The sequence below is a fragment of the Maribacter sp. MAR_2009_72 genome (genome assembly GCF_007827235.1).
GTDB lineage: Bacteria > Bacteroidota > Bacteroidia > Flavobacteriales > Flavobacteriaceae > Maribacter > Maribacter sedimenticola.
The window spans coordinates 498,080-515,971 of the sequence record NZ_VISB01000001.1 but is presented as its reverse complement, the minus strand read 5'-3'; the positions used below and the strand labels follow the sequence as shown (position 1 = coordinate 515,971).

16 protein-coding genes are annotated in these 17,892 nt (G+C 37.9%); 5 read left to right on the top strand and 11 right to left on the bottom strand.

The annotated features are described in order from the left end of the window. Positions 1–7 precede the first annotated feature (7 nt). The 4 genes from JM81_RS02090 to JM81_RS02075 are packed head-to-tail and all read right to left on the bottom strand — an operon-like array spanning position 8 to position 5,881. Complete coding sequence (locus JM81_RS02090; RefSeq protein ID WP_089260427.1) at positions 8–1,438, bottom strand: glycosyltransferase family 2 protein; 1,431 nt, start codon at positions 1,436–1,438, stop codon at positions 8–10. Then, positions 1,431–3,728 carry a hypothetical protein gene (locus JM81_RS02085; protein WP_144800491.1) on the bottom strand — a complete coding sequence of 766 codons (2,298 nt, stop codon included), beginning with the start codon at positions 3,726–3,728 and terminating at the stop codon, positions 1,431–1,433. The genes JM81_RS02090 and JM81_RS02085 overlap by 8 nt, the downstream gene beginning before the upstream one ends. A gap of 15 nt (positions 3,729–3,743) precedes the next feature. After that, on the bottom strand, positions 3,744–4,109 hold the full coding sequence (locus JM81_RS02080; protein WP_089260429.1) for a PleD family two-component system response regulator: 366 nt from the start codon (positions 4,107–4,109) through the stop codon (positions 3,744–3,746). Next, entirely contained in the window at positions 4,109–5,881 is a 1,773-nt protein-coding gene (locus JM81_RS02075) for an ATP-binding protein (RefSeq protein WP_144800490.1), read from the bottom strand. The genes JM81_RS02080 and JM81_RS02075 overlap by 1 nt, the downstream gene beginning before the upstream one ends. A 143-nt stretch (positions 5,882–6,024) precedes the next feature. Between JM81_RS02075 and JM81_RS02070 the strand changes: the two genes are divergently transcribed. Beyond that, on the top strand, positions 6,025–7,314 hold the full coding sequence (locus JM81_RS02070) for a dipeptidase (protein ID WP_144800489.1): 1,290 nt from the start codon (positions 6,025–6,027) through the stop codon (positions 7,312–7,314). Here the strand turns inward: JM81_RS02070 and JM81_RS02065 are convergent. Further along, the gene (locus tag JM81_RS02065; RefSeq protein ID WP_089260432.1) at positions 7,311–7,715 is read right to left on the bottom strand and encodes an acyl-CoA thioesterase; all 405 of its coding nucleotides are present in this window, start codon (positions 7,713–7,715) and stop codon (positions 7,311–7,313) included. The genes JM81_RS02070 and JM81_RS02065 overlap by 4 nt on opposite strands. A gap of 274 nt (positions 7,716–7,989) precedes the next feature. On the opposite strand from JM81_RS02065, the gene JM81_RS02060 reads away from it, so the two are divergent. After that, positions 7,990–8,397: a glyoxalase gene (locus tag JM81_RS02060; RefSeq protein WP_089260433.1), complete on the top strand. Its 408-nt coding sequence runs from the start codon at positions 7,990–7,992 to the stop codon at positions 8,395–8,397. On the opposite strand, the gene JM81_RS02055 is transcribed toward JM81_RS02060, so the two are convergent. Next, positions 8,386–9,066 (bottom strand): DUF2461 domain-containing protein, encoded by a 681-nt coding sequence (locus tag JM81_RS02055; RefSeq protein WP_144800488.1) that lies wholly within the window; start codon positions 9,064–9,066, stop codon positions 8,386–8,388. The genes JM81_RS02060 and JM81_RS02055 overlap by 12 nt on opposite strands. A gap of 94 nt (positions 9,067–9,160) precedes the next feature. Between JM81_RS02055 and epsC the strand changes: the two genes are divergently transcribed. Further along, a complete protein-coding gene (gene epsC / locus JM81_RS02050; protein WP_144800487.1) occupies positions 9,161–9,952 on the top strand; it encodes a serine O-acetyltransferase EpsC in 792 nt (263 codons plus the stop codon). Then, the gene (cysM, locus tag JM81_RS02045) at positions 9,945–10,829 is read left to right on the top strand and encodes a cysteine synthase CysM (RefSeq protein ID WP_144800486.1); all 885 of its coding nucleotides are present in this window, start codon (positions 9,945–9,947) and stop codon (positions 10,827–10,829) included. The genes epsC and cysM overlap by 8 nt, the downstream gene beginning before the upstream one ends. 71 nt (positions 10,830–10,900) lie before the next feature. Here the strand turns inward: cysM and JM81_RS02040 are convergent, their stop codons facing one another. From JM81_RS02040 to JM81_RS02020, 5 genes are all read right to left on the bottom strand, one after another. After that, positions 10,901–11,440, bottom strand: coding sequence for a hypothetical protein (locus JM81_RS02040; protein ID WP_144800485.1), 540 nt, complete (start codon positions 11,438–11,440; stop codon positions 10,901–10,903). Between the two features lie 197 nt (positions 11,441–11,637). Next, on the bottom strand, positions 11,638–12,732 hold the full coding sequence (corA, locus tag JM81_RS02035) for a magnesium/cobalt transporter CorA (protein WP_144800484.1): 1,095 nt from the start codon (positions 12,730–12,732) through the stop codon (positions 11,638–11,640). A 36-nt stretch (positions 12,733–12,768) separates the two neighbouring features. Further along, on the bottom strand, positions 12,769–13,554 hold the full coding sequence (gene truA, locus JM81_RS02030) for a tRNA pseudouridine(38-40) synthase TruA (protein WP_144800483.1): 786 nt from the start codon (positions 13,552–13,554) through the stop codon (positions 12,769–12,771). Between the two features lie 214 nt (positions 13,555–13,768). Beyond that, positions 13,769–15,232 carry a magnesium chelatase gene (locus tag JM81_RS02025; protein ID WP_144800482.1) on the bottom strand — a complete coding sequence of 488 codons (1,464 nt, stop codon included), beginning with the start codon at positions 15,230–15,232 and terminating at the stop codon, positions 13,769–13,771. A gap of 145 nt (positions 15,233–15,377) precedes the next feature. Further along, positions 15,378–16,529: a vWA domain-containing protein gene (locus JM81_RS02020; protein ID WP_144800481.1), complete on the bottom strand. Its 1,152-nt coding sequence runs from the start codon at positions 16,527–16,529 to the stop codon at positions 15,378–15,380. 582 nt (positions 16,530–17,111) lie between these two features. Here JM81_RS02020 and JM81_RS02015 point away from each other — a divergent pair. Further along, the gene (locus JM81_RS02015; protein WP_144800480.1) at positions 17,112–17,861 is read left to right on the top strand and encodes a DUF1853 family protein; all 750 of its coding nucleotides are present in this window, start codon (positions 17,112–17,114) and stop codon (positions 17,859–17,861) included. Positions 17,862–17,892: the final 31 nt, after the last annotated feature.

Here is a 17,892-nt window from a genome sequence, read left to right as displayed (position 1 = left end):
TATTCGCTTAACTAGCTTTTGCAAATCCTTTGCGAACCTGTGAGCCCCATCCGGATTTAACTTTAAACAATTTTTTATAATTACCTCTAACCGCTGCATAGACCACAATGGGGTGGAATATGAAAGGCTCTAAAAGGGCAAGGCCCATAAGAATCAAAATATCCTTTGTTTTCTTGTATTGGTTATAGGAATATACATCCCATAATATGGCATAAAAGGAGATCATTATGGAAAAAAGATATATGGCCAAGGATATGGAGATAAAAAATTTCCAATTCAATATGCCCAAATAGGCAAACATAATCACCGTGAAAAATCCAAAGAATTCCAATAATGGGGACAGCCATTCGTAAAAGAACCAGTATGGATAGCTTAAGAGGCCCAATCTACCAAACTTGGAATTGAACAACATGTCCTTATGTTTGAACAGTGTCTCTAAATTGCCACGTGCCCAACGATCGCGTTGGTTGACCAAAATTTTTAAATCTTCCGGTACCTCTGTCCAACATAATGGATCCGGTATATATTCAATGGTGTAGGGCTCCTTACGTTCGTGCATATAACGGCGCATCTTAAAGATAATTTCCATGTCCTCCCCTACGGTCTTAGTATCATAACCGTCTACGGCCAGGGCGATCTCACGTTCAAAAAAACCAAATGCACCGGAAATGATCAATAAACTATCTATTCTTCCCCAGGCCATTCTGCCTAGAATAAAAGAGCGTGTATATTCCAGTAATTGAAATCTAGCCAACCAATTTGTAGGTAATCTTATTTCTTCCAATTGCCCACCGTCTATAATACAGGAATTGGCAACCCTGATTACGCCACCAACCGCAATCACTCGTTTTTGGGAGCGTTGAAAAAAAGATTTTACCACATGCAGCAAGGCATCCGGTTGTAAGAGACAATCTACATCTATACAGCCTACATACTTGCTTGTGGACAATGAAATACCCGTATTGAGCGCATCGGATTTTCCTCCGTTCATTTTATCCACTACGGTCAATTTGGAAAATGCCCTATTGTTGGATCTATAAATTGCCTTTACAGGTTTACTTTTCCAGTCAGGATCCATTTCCACATCGATCTTTACAAGGTCATAGGCATCCTTTAATTTTTGTAAAGTGTCATCCTTGCTACCGTCATTGACCACCATTACATCATAGTTTACATATTGTAAGGACAATAAGGAACGTATATTCTCAACAATAGTCAATCCTTCATTATATGCCGGAGCAATAATGGTAATTGTCGGCGCCAAGGGAGAGGCCATAATTTTGGAAACATCCGTGAAACTGTTCTTGTTTCTATAGTGAATGGAATTTCTTGTGGAAAAATAAGCCATGGCAGAGAACATGATAAACAAGATCATGGTAAACATGAAGAATACAAAATTGATGTATTCCAGTACTATGCCAAATAATTCACTATCCATTCTTTTTAGTATAAAAGCTGCTAGACATTGCACACAGATGGTCAAACAAGGTTGAACCACCTTCTTTTAACGAATTAGCGCTATTACTTTTAGTTGCCGATTCCAGTTCCAATTCAAAATCCAATTGAAACAAATTATTCTCCATTTCATCATCGCCACGTTTTTCGGTTTTCGCCAAATTATCCGTTACGACCTGTAAAACTTCTTCCGCTTTTTTGGCTAAAGCTTCATTGTTTCCGTTTATCAGGCTTTGTAAGAGTGCCATTTCTTTTTCATCACCTATCTTTTTTATTTCATCTAGAAGTATGAATTGGGTTTCTATATCCGATAGATGGAAAATTTCGGCAAACACACTTTCCGATAATGCGTTGTCCGGGGCAAATAGTTCTGCCGGTCTAGGCATTTCATAGCTGAATTTCTGAATAAGTTCATTGGCCCGATCGGCAATAATTGTTGAAATACTATTGTCCAGTATGTTCTGTAGTACCGGAAGTTCCCTATTATCGCCCATATCGGCTATATTTTCAAGAAGTACCATTGTTTCAAGCTCCTCATCATCAAGAAAGTCTGCACTTAAGCTGAGTACATTGGTTCTAGATGTATTATTAAAAACTATGGCATCAGTAGTTTCTTGCATGGGTAATTCACTGACATCTTCAGTTAACGCTACCCAATCAATTTCCTTAAAGTCCAAAAGTGATTTGTTCAACACCTGTTGTACTGTAAGCTCCTCCTCTTGCAGTGGACTATCTTCAAGGGCAAAATCAAAATCCGGTTCATCAATTCCTTCATTTAATAGAACCGGTTCTTCTTGTGGCTCATCAATGACCAAGGGCAGAAAATCCAAAACCAGCTCTGTTTCAATATTTTCCTCTAAGTCTTCTATAGGTTCCTCAGTGTTTTCTTGTGGTAAATCGATTAACTGATTTTCCATTTCGGTAAGTTCATTCCCCATTGTTTCCATCGGCATCAAGTCATCCAAAACCAAAATTTCCTCATCCATGTCATGCGTTTCTGGCGTAATTTCCTGAACATCCTTTATTTCTGGGATTGTAAGTTCTTCATATTCAGAAGTTTCCTTCTTCTCTGAAATCAATTCCACAGGTTTATTTACCTGTTCCGTCTCATCTAACTGGGTGGCCAATTGTTCTATTTCCTCTTCTTGTTGAACTATGATCGTTGGTTCAATATCCTCCTCAATATCTGATGTGAAAAATGCAGTTTTCTTGATATTACTTGTTGGCAGTATACTTTCCGGATCGATCTTGTTAATGGTTCCAATGACCTTACTCTTAATATTAAAATTTCGTTCCTTGGAATGCCAATGCTGTAAGAACTGTAACTCGTTCTTGGTGCCAATTTCACCAATAGCATCTAAAATGGCAATCTTTACGTCATTGCCTGCTTTTGGGTAAACTAATTTTAAAGTGGGTATGGCATTTATAAAATAGAATTCCTTGATACAATCAATGGCCTCTAATTGTATAACTTTCTTTTTATGCTTTAAAAGGGTGATGATAGACTTTTCGGCATTATTCTGTTTAAAATATTTTATGAGTCGCAAGGAAAAAAGTACTACATCCACATTGGTAGAAGTCAACCACAAACTAAATTGGGGAGGTACAAAATCACTCTTATGTCTTAAAATATCTAACAATTTAAGCTGTTGCCATTCAGAAATCCTATACTTGGTATTGTCCAAGAAATAGCAAATTCCTTCTTCTTTAAGGCTTACCACCGCCCTTTCTGCCTGTTTACGGATAGTACTCTGCCTATGGTTTATGAATTTAATGATTAGCGTATACCCCTCGTGCACCTCCATGGCCGTTAGTTCCAAAATTCCACTGGATATGATTTGCCACCTTCTGCTTGAAAGTTTGTCGTATGCCGTAATATGCAATCCTAAGTCCTTGTACAATGCCATTAACACATCTTGGGATTGACCTGAAAGATCTTTACGTAAATCTAATAGGACTTCTGTCAAAACGTTTCTATCAAAATTATTCTTAATGGATTCCCTTATTTGGACCTTTAAGTTGAGGTATGTTTTCTTTTCCTCCTTGGTGTTGGAATCCTCGTAGAACAAAAATTCACTGATCATAGGTGAAAACTCCATTTTTTTGTCTTTGGTAAGTGCACCCTGAGAGCCCAATTTATTACGGATCAAAAACGTTCCCAAAAAATACAAAACCGCTAAAACCAAAAATACCACGGTCAGCCACCCTAAAAATTCAGCATTGAATTCCGGGGCCTTGATCAGCGGATATATGATTTGTTTAGGGGGAGTCAACAAAACAGTTTTTATTTATTTATTTAATTCTCTTGCAACACGTACCAATAATTCTGTGGGACTAACCGGTTTAGTGATAAAATCATTTGCGCCTAGTTCAAAGGCACTAAGAACGTTCTGTTCGTTACCTGCGGAGGATATGATGATGATCGGGGTACTTAGTTTTAAGTCGTTCCTCACAAAATCTATAAGCTCTATACCAGAAAAATAGGGCATCATGATATCGCTTACGATAATATCCGGTCTTTGTTTGGTAAGGTATTCCTTTACCTCCCTACCGTTAGAGGAATGGTGCACCTCATAACCGCCTTTTTTGAGCCTAAAATTCAACAATGAGGCCAATAATTGGTCGTCATCTGCCAACAGCACGTGTTTACCCATTATTTTTTATTTAGCATGGTTAGGTGGTAATCTATATTCTCTTCCAATCTTGGATAATCCAACAAAAACATCTGGTATAAATTCTTAACCTTTTCCAGGTTCCCGGCCTTAGAGTTTGCTTCAAGGTCAACGATCAATTGTCGCATGCCATTAGCCTTAAGCATGGCGAATCCGGCCTTTAGTTTATGGGCGGACAATGCTATTTCTTGCAAATTTTCCGTTTTAAGATGCATCTTAACATTTCCAATGAATTCCAGAGCGTTCAATTTAAACAGCTTAACGAGTTCGTTAAGCATATCCAATTCTCCAAAACAATCGCTTAACAAGTTGTCAAGGTCTACTTTTGTGGTTTCCTTAGGTTCTATCATTTGTTTCTCAAGCATTTTTTTTATCGTTGTTCTTTTCGTCTTTTCTCTTTTATTGTTGAGGATGACGGTCATCAATTCATTTAATGTGTACGGTTTTAACAGAAAATCATTAATGCCAATATCCTTACAGTCCTTACTATCCTGTTCGGTAAAATCTGCACTGAATGCTACAATGGGCACTGTGTTTATTTGAGGGTTTTTATTTTGGCGTATGGCACTGGACATTTCAAAACCGTTTATGTTAGGCATTTTTAAATCCATCAGGACCAAATCAATTTTTTTGTTCGCCAATACGGCCAGCCCTTTATTAAGGTTAACGTGGGTGTGCACTTTACAATCCCACTTCATCAACTGTTCCTTGATCAAATGCTGATTCATTAAATTATCCTCAAATACTAAAATTTCTGTTCCGGCAAGTAATTTTTTGCCATTTTCAATATTGGAACTTTCAATTAGGTTTGAGGGAATGTTTTTTGCATTTCCAACCGCATAGGGAATGGTAAAGCTAATTATGGTGCCCTTACCTTCTTTACTCTCAATGGTTATTGAGCCTTTTTGCTTTTCTACGATTTCTTTGGTTATGGACAAACCAAGTCCCGTACCACCATATTTTATAGCCGTGTCTTCTTCTGCTTGGGCATATCGCTTAAATACTTTTTTAAGTTTTTCCTTTGATATACCAATACCCGTATCCGTTACGGTAAACTTCAATTCATGATGGTCCTTGTGCGCTTTTTTTACAGAAACCGATAATTTTATAAATCCCTTATTGATGAATTTTATGGAATTGCCCAATAAGTTCAACAATACTTGGGATAATTTGGTTGGATCACCCTTAATAATGCTTGGAACGTCATCATCGACATCAACGATCATTTTTATGTTATTATCCAACATGAGGGTCTGACAGAGAAACATTACATCATTGATCAAGGATGATAAATTAAAATCAATGGTCTCAAAATTGATATTTCCCGATGATATTTTGGAATACTCCAAAACCTCGTTAATGATTTTCAATAAAGAAGTTGATGCAAATTGTATGGCCTGTACCTTTTTATCTTGACTTTCATTAAGATTTTCTTCCTTCAATAAATTCGCAAAACCAATAATACTGTTCAAAGGAGTCCGTATTTCATGGCTAACATGTGCAATAAATTGATTTTGGTTCAATAGTTTTTTTTCTATTTCCTCTTTCTCCTTGTTCTTGATCTCACTACCATTGGTTTTTTTGCCGGTTTTTGGCGTGTATATGTGATGCTCTATGCTATTTCTAAAGCTATTAAATGACAACTGAAGTTCTTTGGCATCTTCAGCACTCAATTCCTCAAATGAAAATTCACTTACCGCTCGCTCCAAATTAGATAGTTGACCAATTAAATCCTTAGTTTTTGAAATGGACATGACTAATGGTTCTTTAATTATTTATGCTCAATTAGTTATTTAATTTAAAAATGGGCCTTTATACCCTTGTCGGCAATAAAATGTTTCCTAGGGGTGGTTATTTGTTGTGAATACTCTTAAATTGTAGGTCTAAAAAATAATCAATGAGACCGATCATCTATTTTATTTGCTTGCTAACGATTTTTTCCTGTGCAGAAAAAGCTGAAAAACCTATTGAAAACACCTTGAAAAAAGCAAAACGAATACATGAAGAAGTAATTACGATTGATACCCATAACGACATCAATATCAAGAACTTCACGGACAGCGTCAATTATACGCAACGTCTTAAAACCCAGGTAAATTTGCCAAAGATGAAAGAAGGAGGCCTGGATGTATCTTGGTTAATCGTTTATACGGGACAGGACAGTTTAACGGAAATAGGCTATCAAAATGCAAAAACCAATGCCATGCAAAAGTTTGAGGCCATTCATAAACTGACAGAAACTATAGCACCTAACGACATATCAATGGCATTAAACTCCAGCGATGTCAGGAAAATAATAGCTTCTGGAAAGAAGGTTGCCATGATCGGAGTAGAAAATGCCTATCCTATGGGTACTGATTTGGGCGAATTTAAACGATACCATGACCTAGGCGCCAGATATATTTCGTTGGCCCATAACGGCCATAGTCAATTCTCTGATTCCAATACGGGAGAAGCAGATGGTATATGGTTAAATAATGGTTTAAGTGAATTGGGCAAACAAGCTGTTAATGAAATGAATAGATTGGGAATTATGATAGATATTTCTCATCCTTCCAAAGAAGCCATTAAGCAAATGCTTGCCCTTTCAAAGGCACCTATCATAGCATCACATTCCTCTGCAAGAGCACTTTGTGATCACAGTAGAAATTTGGATGACGAATTATTATTGAAATTAAAAGAGAACGGTGGTGTGGTACAGACCGTTGCTTTTAGTTCGTATCTAAATACCGAAAAGCATAACGCAAGATCGGAATACATGAAGGCTATTTATGTAACTGTAGCCGATTCCTTGGGGATTGAATGGTATGAACGTTCACAATTTTCTACACTTAGCGACGAACAGAAAGAAGCATTTATGGAAAATTATCCTAAAGTGATGCAAATAGGAAAGGAATTGGCCAAAAACCGTCCCGATGCACCAGAAGCCGTCAACGTAAAGGATTTTGTGGACCATATTGATTACATGGTCAAACTTATGGGAATAGACCATGTGGGTATTAGTTCAGATTTTGATGGCGGAGGTGGTATTGAAGGTTGGAGCGATGCGTCCGAAACCTTAAACGTAACCTTAGAACTGGTTGAACGGGGCTATACCCAAGAACAAATAGCCAAACTATGGGGAGAGAACCTTTTAAGGGTACTGGACGAAGTACAAGAAGTGTCCCAAGAACTTAACAAAGCTTAATCTTCTTCTCCAAGGGCGGCCAAACGGTCTTTTACAAACTCTATCTTAGTTTTTCCATGTGGCTTGGGCTTACCGTTTTCCCCTAAATTTACCATGATGATATTGTCTACCGTAACAATGGTTTCATGGTTCATTTTATTACGCACTTCACAATTTAGGGTCAAGGACGTTTTGCCAAACTTTACGACCTCTATTCCAATTTCAATAACATCCCCTTTTTTTGCTGCGCTCATAAAGTTGATTTCGGACATATATTTGGTAACAATCTTACCGTTCTCCAATTGTATAATGGTATAAAGTGCTGCTTCCTCATCTATCCAAGCCAAAAGTCTTCCTCCAAATAGGGTTCCGTTAGAATTTAAATCGCCAGGCTTCACCAATTTTCTAGTATGAAATCTCATGTCGTAGTGTTTTACTTTTTACGAGTACAAAGTTATACGTAAAAATAAGAATACATCTACTTAATTCATTCTGGACATCAGAATTGTCAATACCAAAATGGGCTCTAAGGTAATTTTAGATTATGATAATTAGCCAAAGAAGAAATTGGATTAAACCTAAAATATCAATATAAATACTACTATATAATGTTGTTCATAACAGGTTTAAAACTTCTACAACGTCTCCGTCAATAGCCTAAACTAATATGTACCTTTAAGTAAATTCTATAATGTTATGGAAAGAACCCAGAAATTACTCAATATTCGCCCCACTATTCCCTCGGCCCAAATTCTTCCCAACATGAGTGTAGAAGAACGATTTCAGAACCAAACCTTACGGCCCATATTAAAATTACAGAACGATCTGTTCCTCATATCCTTTCAAAATTATATTAAAAAAATGAAGAACACATTTTACGAATATGGTCTAGAAAAGCAGATGAACTACATTGCAAACGCCATTCAAAAAGACATCAAGTATCGTAATGCGTTAAAGGGAATGATCATTGGTCAATTTACCCAAGATGAATATGAAACGTATATCCTGAATTCATCTGCGTACAATAAGCGTATGATGAATATGGTCATAAAACGTTTACAGGACCAGATTCAATATTTTGACAAACTGCAATTAATCCAATAAGGATTCCCCATTAAGATTCGTAGTTAAAATTGAGCTCATTAAATCAAAATACGGGCGAATGATTTTGAAACTTGTATTGATTTCTTGAGCAAAATTGTTGGAAAGCACTTCTGCGTCGGTAAATTTTCTGGTAAATACAAACTGTTTTTTTCTAATATAATCAATATTGGGGTCTTCCTTGTCAAACCCTTTGGGTGCGGTTTTTAGTTCATCGCCTGTCAATGGGCCCCACACTTTTTTAAATTGAGGTTCGTTGATGATTTGCTCAAGTTCAGAAACATCCAGTTCCCATTCCTTTCTAATACGCAACAAATCGTCCTTTTCCGGATTCCAGAATCCGGTAGCAATAAAGCTGTTTCCTGGTTCTAAGTGCACATAATATCCCCCACGGCGGTGAAGACCCGCTCTAGCATAAGATGCTGAAAAGCTATTTTTATAAGGCGTTTTATTCTTGGAAAAACGAACATCCCTATATATCCTGAACACTTTTAACCGCTCTATTTCATCATGGGCGCTTAACAGTTCCAAAAGATGGCCAAAGAAACTTTTAGTAGCCTCATTTTCTGCATTAAATTGTTTCTTATGTTCAGCAAACCAGTCCCTATTATTATTCTTTTGTAGTGATTTTAAAAATTGAAAGGTACTCTTTGTAATATTTGTTTCTAACATACGACCTAGCTCTTGTGATTTTAAGCTAAAGTTAACCAATAGACAGGAAGTCCTTTTATTTATTTGGTTAATTTTGGGGAACTAATGCATAACCATGGACCATCGATCAATAATCGAAAAAATAAACGCCCACAAAAAGCAACCTAATTTAAGGTTTCGTCTAAAAAGAAATGTAGAGGAATTTACGGATTTACTTTTTTATACGCTTTTTGATATAGAAACCCCGGTTGCCGACAATTTGGGTAAGTTACAATCCCAGTTTGATGACCTTGTGGAATTGGCCTGTTGGGAAAGTGACAAACCCTGTAAAAAAGTTTGGGAGAATTATGTAGAGCAGTTGCCTAATATCTTGGAGAGCTTGAATTTGGATGCGGAAGCGACCGTAAATTGCGATCCTGCATCATTATCCATAGAAGAGGTATATATGGCCTACCCCGGATTCTATGCCATATCCGTATATAGATTGGCACATGAGCTTTACAAATCTGGCTTTCCTTTGGTACCCCGACTAATGACGGAGTATGCCCATAGGCAAACCGGTGTAGACATCAATCCTGGGGCACAAATCGGCAAATCGTTCCACATAGATCATGGTACCGGTGTAGTAATTGGTGAAACCGCCATTATTAAGAATGATGTTAAAATTTATCAAGGGGTAACCCTTGGCGGCTTATTTGTTGCCAAGAACCTACAAAAGACCAAGCGGCACCCAACAATAGAAAACAATGTAACTATTTATGCAAATGCCACTATATTAGGAGGTGATACCATAATTGGCGCCAATAGTGTTATTGGAGGAAATGCTTGGATAACCGCTTCCGTTCCACCCCATTCTACTGTTTTCCACACGCCTGAAATAAAAATTAAAACCTTACCAAATGTCTAATACCATAGAAGCATTAATCGGTAATACACCGTTGGTGAAGTCAAGGGTACTTAACACTAACCCCAATGTAAGCCTATATTTTAAAATGGAAGGTCATAATCCCGGAGGCAGTGTAAAGGACAGGGCAGCCTATAATATGATTAAAATGGGCTTGGAGCGCGGTGATTTTAACGAAAACAGCAAATTGATCGAGGCAACAAGTGGCAATACCGGTATTGCATTGGCCATGATCGCAGGTATATACGGATTGGATATTGAATTGGTCATGCCAGAGAATGCGACCAAAGAACGGGTACAGACCATGCGCGCCTATGGAGCAAAAGTTACCCTTACCCCAGCAAATATTGGTATTGAAGGAGCGCGTGATTATGCTGAGGACAAGGTACGGAACGAAGGATTTATAATGATGAACCAATTTGGAAATAATGACAATTGGCAGGCACACTATAAATCTACCGGTCCAGAAATTTGGAACGATACCCAAGGTAAAGTTACCCATTTTGTTTCTGCTATGGGTACTACCGGTACCATTATGGGAACATCTACCTATTTAAAGGAAATGAACCATCAAATTCAAATAGTAGGCGTACAGCCTACGGATGAGTCTAGCATACCGGGCATACGAAAATGGCCAAAAGAATATCTGCCCAAAATTTTTGATAGTTCCAAAGTAGACCGAGTTATGGAAGTAAGTGAGGGTGAAGCTAAGGAAATGGCGAAACGTTTAGCCAAGGAAGAGGGTATTTTTTCAGGTATGAGCAGTGGTGGCGCCGCTACAGTAGCCTTAAGACTGGCAAACGAACTTAAAGAAGGAACTATAGTATCCATTGTGTGCGACCGTGGGGACCGTTATCTTTCCTCTGATCTTTTCGGTTAATAACAACTCCATAATTTGAATAAAAAAAAGAGCCATTATAGGCTCTTTTTAAATTTTGGTAATAGAATTGTTTATCTACTGGAAGTGCTTGTATAAGATCTATTATATTCTTCCACTAAAAATTCGATATTTTCACCTTGCTCGTTGGTAAAAATATAAGTAGCCTTATCATTATCCATTTTCTTGGATTTTAAATTTAGGTTCTCTACGATTTTTAGATTTTCACCATCGTCCATGGCAACGACCAGTTCATCGTCTTTAGAGACCAACACAAAATCCTCTGGCGTTTTAGATTCATAACTGAACACAATTTTCTCATCAAAATCATCGTCCTCATCATTGTCTATTCTAACCGTTTTTACAATTGTGGCAATACTATCCACTACCCTGGCCTGATCTATTTTCCCTTCGTCCTTTTCGTCCCTTTCTATAGTATTTAGTCGCTTTGTGGTAATTTCAACGGTGTTTTTAATGAGTTTTTTACCATCGTTAATCGTATACGATTTAGATATTTTCGTATCAAGAACCTCTGGGTCAACTTCTTGGGCCGTTACATGTATACTCGTTAATAATAGCCCGGTCATACAAAGTGTAAGAATTATCTTTTTCATAGCAATATTCATTTTTTAGTTCTACGTATACCAATATGGTATACCCAAGACTATTTGCCAATGACATAGCATAAAATTCAGAAGAATCTTACCATATAGTTTCTATGTCAGCATAGCCTACGTGCAAGATATGGTGCAACGAGCGTATGGGCTGACCCAAATGAACAAACCTTTAATTGAATAGAATTTTAGGTGGCCTATAGCCATTTCTTTTTTTTGAAATATATAATCATACCAATAAAAAGAACAATCATTACTGCCCAAACGGCATGGTAGCCATATTTGTAGTGAAGTTCCGGCATATGGTCAAAATTCATACCGTAGATACCTGCAATAAAGGTAAGGGGTATAAAAATGGAAGCCATTATGGTCAATACCTTCATGACTTCGTTCATTTTATTACTCATATTGCTCATATACATTTCCATTAAACTCATGGACATTTCACGATAAATTTGCAAACTCTCGTTAATCTCTATGGTATGATCCTGTACATCGCGTAAAAATAACTTTGTATCTTTTTTTATTAGATTGTTTTCCGTGTCAATAAGCCTACTGATCAATTCCTTTACCGGATAGATCCACCTTCTTACCTGAAGTATCTCTTTTTTAAGCAATTGAATATTCTTGGCAACATCCGGTGCCGGGTTATTGTATACTTCGTCTTCTAATTGCTCTATCCTATGGTTTAGATTTTCTATGACAAGAAAATAATTGTCTACAATGGCATCCAACAAAGCAAAGAAAAGATAATCTGCCCCCCTACTTCTAATACGGCCCAATTTACCCGTAATACGGTCCCGAAGCCCGTTGAATACATCTTCCTTAACTTCTTGGAATACCAGTACAGTATTTTCCAACAGTACCAAGGCAATATGCTCCCCCACTACTTTTTCCTCTTCTGAGATATATAACATTTTGAATACCCCAAAAATATAATCCTCGTATTCATCTATTTTTGGTCTTTGTTCCGTATTCACTACATCTTCAAGTACCAAAGGGTTTAAATTAAAGTGTTTGCCCAATTGTTCTATGAAAGGCTCATCTGATATACCTACAATATTGACCCATGAAATTTTTTCGCTACGATTAGAAGCCAAAAAATCATCTAGAATGTTGAATTCCTGTTGTTCAAAACCCGATGGATTGTATAAAATATTGAAGATGGTACTGTCCGATCGCTCTTTATTGCCCATATAGCTCACCGTACCGGGAGCCTTGCCCATTTTATTATATACACGGGATTTTTTCTTTTTTCTCTTGGGGAATGCTAACTTTTTACGAAGCGCCATCTAATTTAATTTTCTTAAATATACTAAAACTGAAATCTACCCTTTAAAATTTACTTGGTTTAATAACAAACCAGAACCAGGGGCAATACTGGTAAGTTTATGCTCGCTACCCGGTTGTAAGGCCGACTTAATTTGGTCAAGAGTCAGTTCGTTTCTGCCCAATTGTACCAATGCGCCCATGATCAGTCGTATTTGGTAACGCATAAATCCTTCACCATGAATTTTTAATATGTAACTATTATCCGGAAAAAAATTGGCCTCTAAAAGGGTGTTTTTAATAATACTACATGAAGTTATAGTCCTTATTTTTTTATGCTTGGGCTTATCTGCCGTTGTAAAGACCGAAAAATCATGTTTCCCTTGAAACAAGGTAGCACCCTCTTTCATTAGATCAAGGTTTAATGGTTCTACATAATTGGTAATAAATGGAGCACTGAACGGATGATTTTTAGTCCCGAACGAAAAGAAATAGAGATATTCCTTGATTTTGCTGTCCTTGATAATATTAAAATCCTCACCTACAGGTTCTATGGAAACCAATCTGATATCCGAGGGTAAATTCTTATTGAAGTCTTCAAGAAATATCCCCAAATCTGGTAATTCATTGATTAAAAAAAGCTCAAAAGCGGCATCTAAGGCAGAAACCTTGGCATCCGTACGGCCTGCTCCCAATATTTTAAAATCTTGGTCGGGAAAAAGAAACACAAAGGTTTTTTCAAGCATTCCTGAAATTGTTTTGTGCTTGGGCTGAATTTGCCAGCCACTATATCTAAACCCTAAGTATTGTAACCGGACAATATAACGATAACGGTACTTGCTCATAGGTGTAAATGTATATACAAAAAGTAGATTTTTGAACGAAGGGGCCGTACAAAACTTAAAGGAAACAAGTTTTACCTTAAAGAGTATACGGGTTTAGAAACAATACCATTTAAAAATTGATAATGCTAAGAACTACTATAATCCAACAAATGTACGATATATTACATGGCCCTTTCATTAATGAAAGGGCCGTATAGATTTTGAAATCTTGTTATTAAATACCCTTTAAAAAACTACTGTACAGGTCCTTGAACTCATAACCGTCCGTAAAACGTTGCTTGTTTAATTTCTTATGGGATACAAGGCCCCATAACAAAAGTTCCTTTAGAAAATACACATCTTTTTCTGGGTATTCAGGTTGATGGTCCTTGATCAATTGGTTTAATGCAGGTATACTGTCCAAGGCGCGTTTGTATTCCTCATCGGTAAAATCATCTAACAGTTCAAACCCCTCTCCTTGAAAAAACCAATGCAGCAACTCGTCATATACGGTTTCTTCGTCTTTACGTTCTAATTTATTGATTTTTGGGAAATACTGTGGAAAAAGGGATTTTACGGCATCATCTATTAATATTTCGGCTACACCGTCCGCACCCTCCTGTTCACCTTCATAAACCAATTCTATCTTCCCTGTAATTGCAGGAATAATTCCCGTAAAATCACTTAACCGTACCATGGTCGTATCGGCTCCGTTCAATAAGGTTCTACGTTCGGCCGTACTGAGCAAATTTTCAAATGCCGTTATACTGGTACGTGCACTGACCCCACTTTTGGCATCTACATATTCACTCTCACGAGCCTCAAAACTTACCTGCTCCAATAAATCCTTGGCCAGGCTGGGCACATAAATACTTTCTGACTGACGCGCATCCAATTTTGCCTCTTGCTCGGTAATTTTACGAGCCGTTTCTATATCCTCAGGGTAATGTGTTAGAATCTGCGACCCAATTCTATCTTTCAATGGGGTAACAATACTACCTCTGTTGGTATAATCTTCCGGGTTTGCCGTAAAAACAAATTGAAGGTCTAACGGTAATCGCAACTTGAATCCCCTAATCTGAATATCACCTTCCTGTAAAATATTAAAAAGCGATACTTGTATACGTGCCTGTAAATCGGGCAATTCGTTAATGACGAAAATACAGCGGTTGGCACGGGGAATCATTCCAAAATGAATAACACGATCATCTGCATAGGACAACTTTAGATTAGCAGCTTTAATAGGATCTACATCACCAATTAAATCGGCCACGGTAACATCTGGAGTAGCCAGTTTTTCATAAAAGCGGTCTTCTCTATGTAACCATGAAATAGGTGTATCATCCCCTTTTTCAGCTATCAGTTCTAACGCATAGCGAGACATGGGCAACATGGGGTCATCATTAATTTCAGAACCTTCTACAACGGGAATCCATTCATCCAACAGATTGACCATTAATCTGGCCAAACGAGTTTTTGCCTGACCCCGTAATCCCAATAGGTTAATGTTATGGCGGGAAAGAATGGCACGCTCCAATTCCGGAATAACAGAATCCTCATATCCCCAAACTCCTTCAAAGCTATCTTTTCCTGCTTTTATATTTTCACGAAGGTTATCACGTAATTCGTCCTTTATTTTTTTGGATTGATATCCGGACTTGACCAATTGGCCCAAAGTTTTTATTTCTGTATGCTTCATATATTTGTTAATGGTTGATAGTTGGTTGTTGACGGTATCACCGAACCAGTTTCAACCTTTGAATGTTATATTATTTTCCTTTTACTTTTAAATCTTATCTGTTCAATACTTTTATATAATTCTACTATTAGCCGACAACGAACAATTATTTAAGTCGCTTTTTCCTGTTCGCCTCATAATCCTCAAAAATCATTTCCCCCAAGCCTTTCAGTCCCGTAAAAAACGCTTTTCCCTTGTTCGCTTCCGTAAAATGACGAATAAACTGCATTAAATACGGGTCTTGCGCAATCATAAAAGTAGTAATGGGAATATGTAATTTACGCGCTTCCCTGGCTTTATTGTAACATTTTTCCACAATAAAGTCATCTAGACCCACACTGTTCTTATAATAGGTACCGTCTGGCATGCGCAGGCAACTAGGCTTTCCGTCGGTAATCATAAAAATCTGTTTGTTAGTATTCCGTTTTCTACGTAGCATATCCATCGCCAATTGTAGACCGGCCACGGTATTGGTATGGTACGGACCCACTTTTAAATACGGTAAGTCTTTAATGGGTATGGGCCACGCATCGTTACCGAACACCAAAATATCCAGTGTATCCTTTGGGTAACGCGTGGTAATCAGCTCGGCCAATGCCATTGCCACTTTTTTTGCGGGCGTAATGCGGTCTTCGCCATAGAGAATCATACTATGGCTAATATCGATCATGAGTACGGTACTCATCTGCGCTTTGTACTGCGTATCCTCTACCACTAAATCCTCCTCACTCAATTGAAAACTGCCTATACCGTGATTAATTTGGGCATTTTTAAGGCTCTCGGTCATCGAAATATTATCTAGACCATCACCATAACGGTACTCCCTAAAATCGCCCGTATGTTCGTCTCCTTGCCCGGATTTACCGGTCTTATGGTTGCCAGCACCACTTCGCTTTAGTTTTCCAAAAATTTGGTCCAAGGCACGCTGACGAATAATACGCTCCATTTTAGCGGTAATAGAAATGTTTCCGCCATCACCGTTATCCGTACCTTTTTCACCGTCACCACCACCATCTTCAAATTCTTCGCGTATGTAGCCTTTTTGCTTAAGCTCCTCTATAAAATCGTCTATAGTGTAGTCTTCGGTGGTCAGTTCATATTCCTTGTCCAACTCGCGAAGCCAATCGATAGCCTCGTCAAAATCACCTGAAGTATGTGTGATCAGCTCTTGAAAAACATCAAATAGCCGCTCAAAAATTGATTGTTCGGGTGCTTCGTATTTCTGAAACCGATACCCTTTTCTTACGTTCATAGCCATACTATAAAATTAACACTTTTACCTTGGATGCCCTCGGCTTTTGGGAAATGTTAACGTTGTTGTTTAAGATTGGTTGTTGGTTATTGGTTGTCAGTTGATGGTTGTCAGTTGATGGTTGTCAGTTGATGGTTGATGGTTGTTCGTGTTGAGTTGAACGCTGGTCGCCGAACGCAATACGCTGTTAGCTTCTCTCTTTAGGATAGTTGCTGACGAAAAGCGAAAGGCGAACCGCGATTAGCGCTTGGCAAAAAAGAATTCGTATTTATGAGGAGCTTTTTAGCGTATAAACAATCTATTTGTTTCGTGGACTCAAGGTTCAATTATTATGCAGGTAAGCGATATGTGTATAGCGCGTAGCGAAAAGCGACAGGCGAAAAGCGTATAGCGTATAGCATGCAACGTTTTGTGCGTAGCGTTTTAAAAAGTAACTTCGGCTACGCTCAGTTACCGGTATTCAGCAACACTATTTACAAAAAACGGACAACCAAGAACCAACAGTTAAAAAGATAAACCATCGACCAACAAGCAACAATCATCAAACAAATACAAGGATTTTTAAGCACTCCACCACTTTGGGAAGGTGTGCAGTTTGGTGTATCTCAGTTTCAATTTCCTGATGTGGCGGCAGACAGTTTTGTGGTAAATGGAATACCGGAGAAATTGCGTTTGGGACATCAAATGGAATTTGTGTGCAAACAGTTGTTAGAAGCTAGTAATGCGTATGATGTTCTCCTGCACAATTTGCCCATACGGGAAGAAAAACGGACTATTGGTGAAATAGATTTTATTGTTCAGGAAACCGCTACAAAGCAGCTAATTCACATAGAATTGACCTATAAATTCTATCTGATCGACACCCATGTTAAAGAACCCATACACCAATTGGTAGGTCCTAACCGGCGCGATGCCTTTTATGCCAAGCTAGAAAAGATAAAGAACAACCAATTTTCATTGATTCACACGCCTATTGGGCGCTCCGCATTGTTGGAAAAAGGAATTGATACCGGAAACATGACGCAGCAAGTTTGCTACAAAGCCCAGTTATTTCAACCTTATTCAAGTGACACATTATCCATTGCACCGTTAAACAACAATTGTATTATAGGCTATTGGTTACGCTTGGCAGCATTTCATACGGCTGACTTTACACCACATGCATTCTATATCCCTACCAAAAGCGAATGGGTTTTGCACCCCATGGACACCGTAGCATGGCGCTCACACAAAGAAATTATTATAGCTATTATAGAACGCTTAAAAAACAACAGTGCACCCATGGTTTGGATGAAGAAAAACAATTTGTTTGAGAAATTCTTTGTGGTATGGTGGTGAGAGATATTTTTAAGGATAACTATGGTATTTA

Excerpts from the sequence above, each read along its gene's own strand:
- JM81_RS02025 (WP_144800482.1), bottom strand. The coding sequence starts at position 15,232 with ATGAAGCATACAGAAATAAAAACTTTGGGCCAATTGGTCAAGTCCGGA.
- truA (WP_144800483.1), bottom strand. The coding sequence starts at position 13,554 with ATGAGCAAGTACCGTTATCGTTATATTGTCCGGTTACAATACTTAGGG.
- epsC (WP_144800487.1), top strand. The coding sequence starts at position 9,161 with ATGGACCATCGATCAATAATCGAAAAAATAAACGCCCACAAAAAGCAA.
- JM81_RS02065 (WP_089260432.1), bottom strand. The coding sequence starts at position 7,715 with ATGAGATTTCATACTAGAAAATTGGTGAAGCCTGGCGATTTAAATTCT.
- JM81_RS02070 (WP_144800489.1), top strand. The coding sequence starts at position 6,025 with ATGAGACCGATCATCTATTTTATTTGCTTGCTAACGATTTTTTCCTGT.
- JM81_RS02090 (WP_089260427.1), bottom strand. The coding sequence starts at position 1,438 with ATGGATAGTGAATTATTTGGCATAGTACTGGAATACATCAATTTTGTA.
- corA (WP_144800484.1), bottom strand. The coding sequence starts at position 12,732 with ATGGCGCTTCGTAAAAAGTTAGCATTCCCCAAGAGAAAAAAGAAAAAA.
- JM81_RS02080 (WP_089260429.1), bottom strand. The coding sequence starts at position 4,109 with ATGGGTAAACACGTGCTGTTGGCAGATGACGACCAATTATTGGCCTCA.
- JM81_RS02020 (WP_144800481.1), bottom strand. The coding sequence starts at position 16,529 with ATGGCTATGAACGTAAGAAAAGGGTATCGGTTTCAGAAATACGAAGCA.
- cysM (WP_144800486.1), top strand. The coding sequence starts at position 9,945 with ATGTCTAATACCATAGAAGCATTAATCGGTAATACACCGTTGGTGAAG.
- JM81_RS02055 (WP_144800488.1), bottom strand. The coding sequence starts at position 9,066 with ATGTTAGAAACAAATATTACAAAGAGTACCTTTCAATTTTTAAAATCA.
- JM81_RS02075 (WP_144800490.1), bottom strand. The coding sequence starts at position 5,881 with ATGTCCATTTCAAAAACTAAGGATTTAATTGGTCAACTATCTAATTTG.
- JM81_RS02060 (WP_089260433.1), top strand. The coding sequence starts at position 7,990 with ATGGAAAGAACCCAGAAATTACTCAATATTCGCCCCACTATTCCCTCG.
- JM81_RS02040 (WP_144800485.1), bottom strand. The coding sequence starts at position 11,440 with ATGAAAAAGATAATTCTTACACTTTGTATGACCGGGCTATTATTAACG.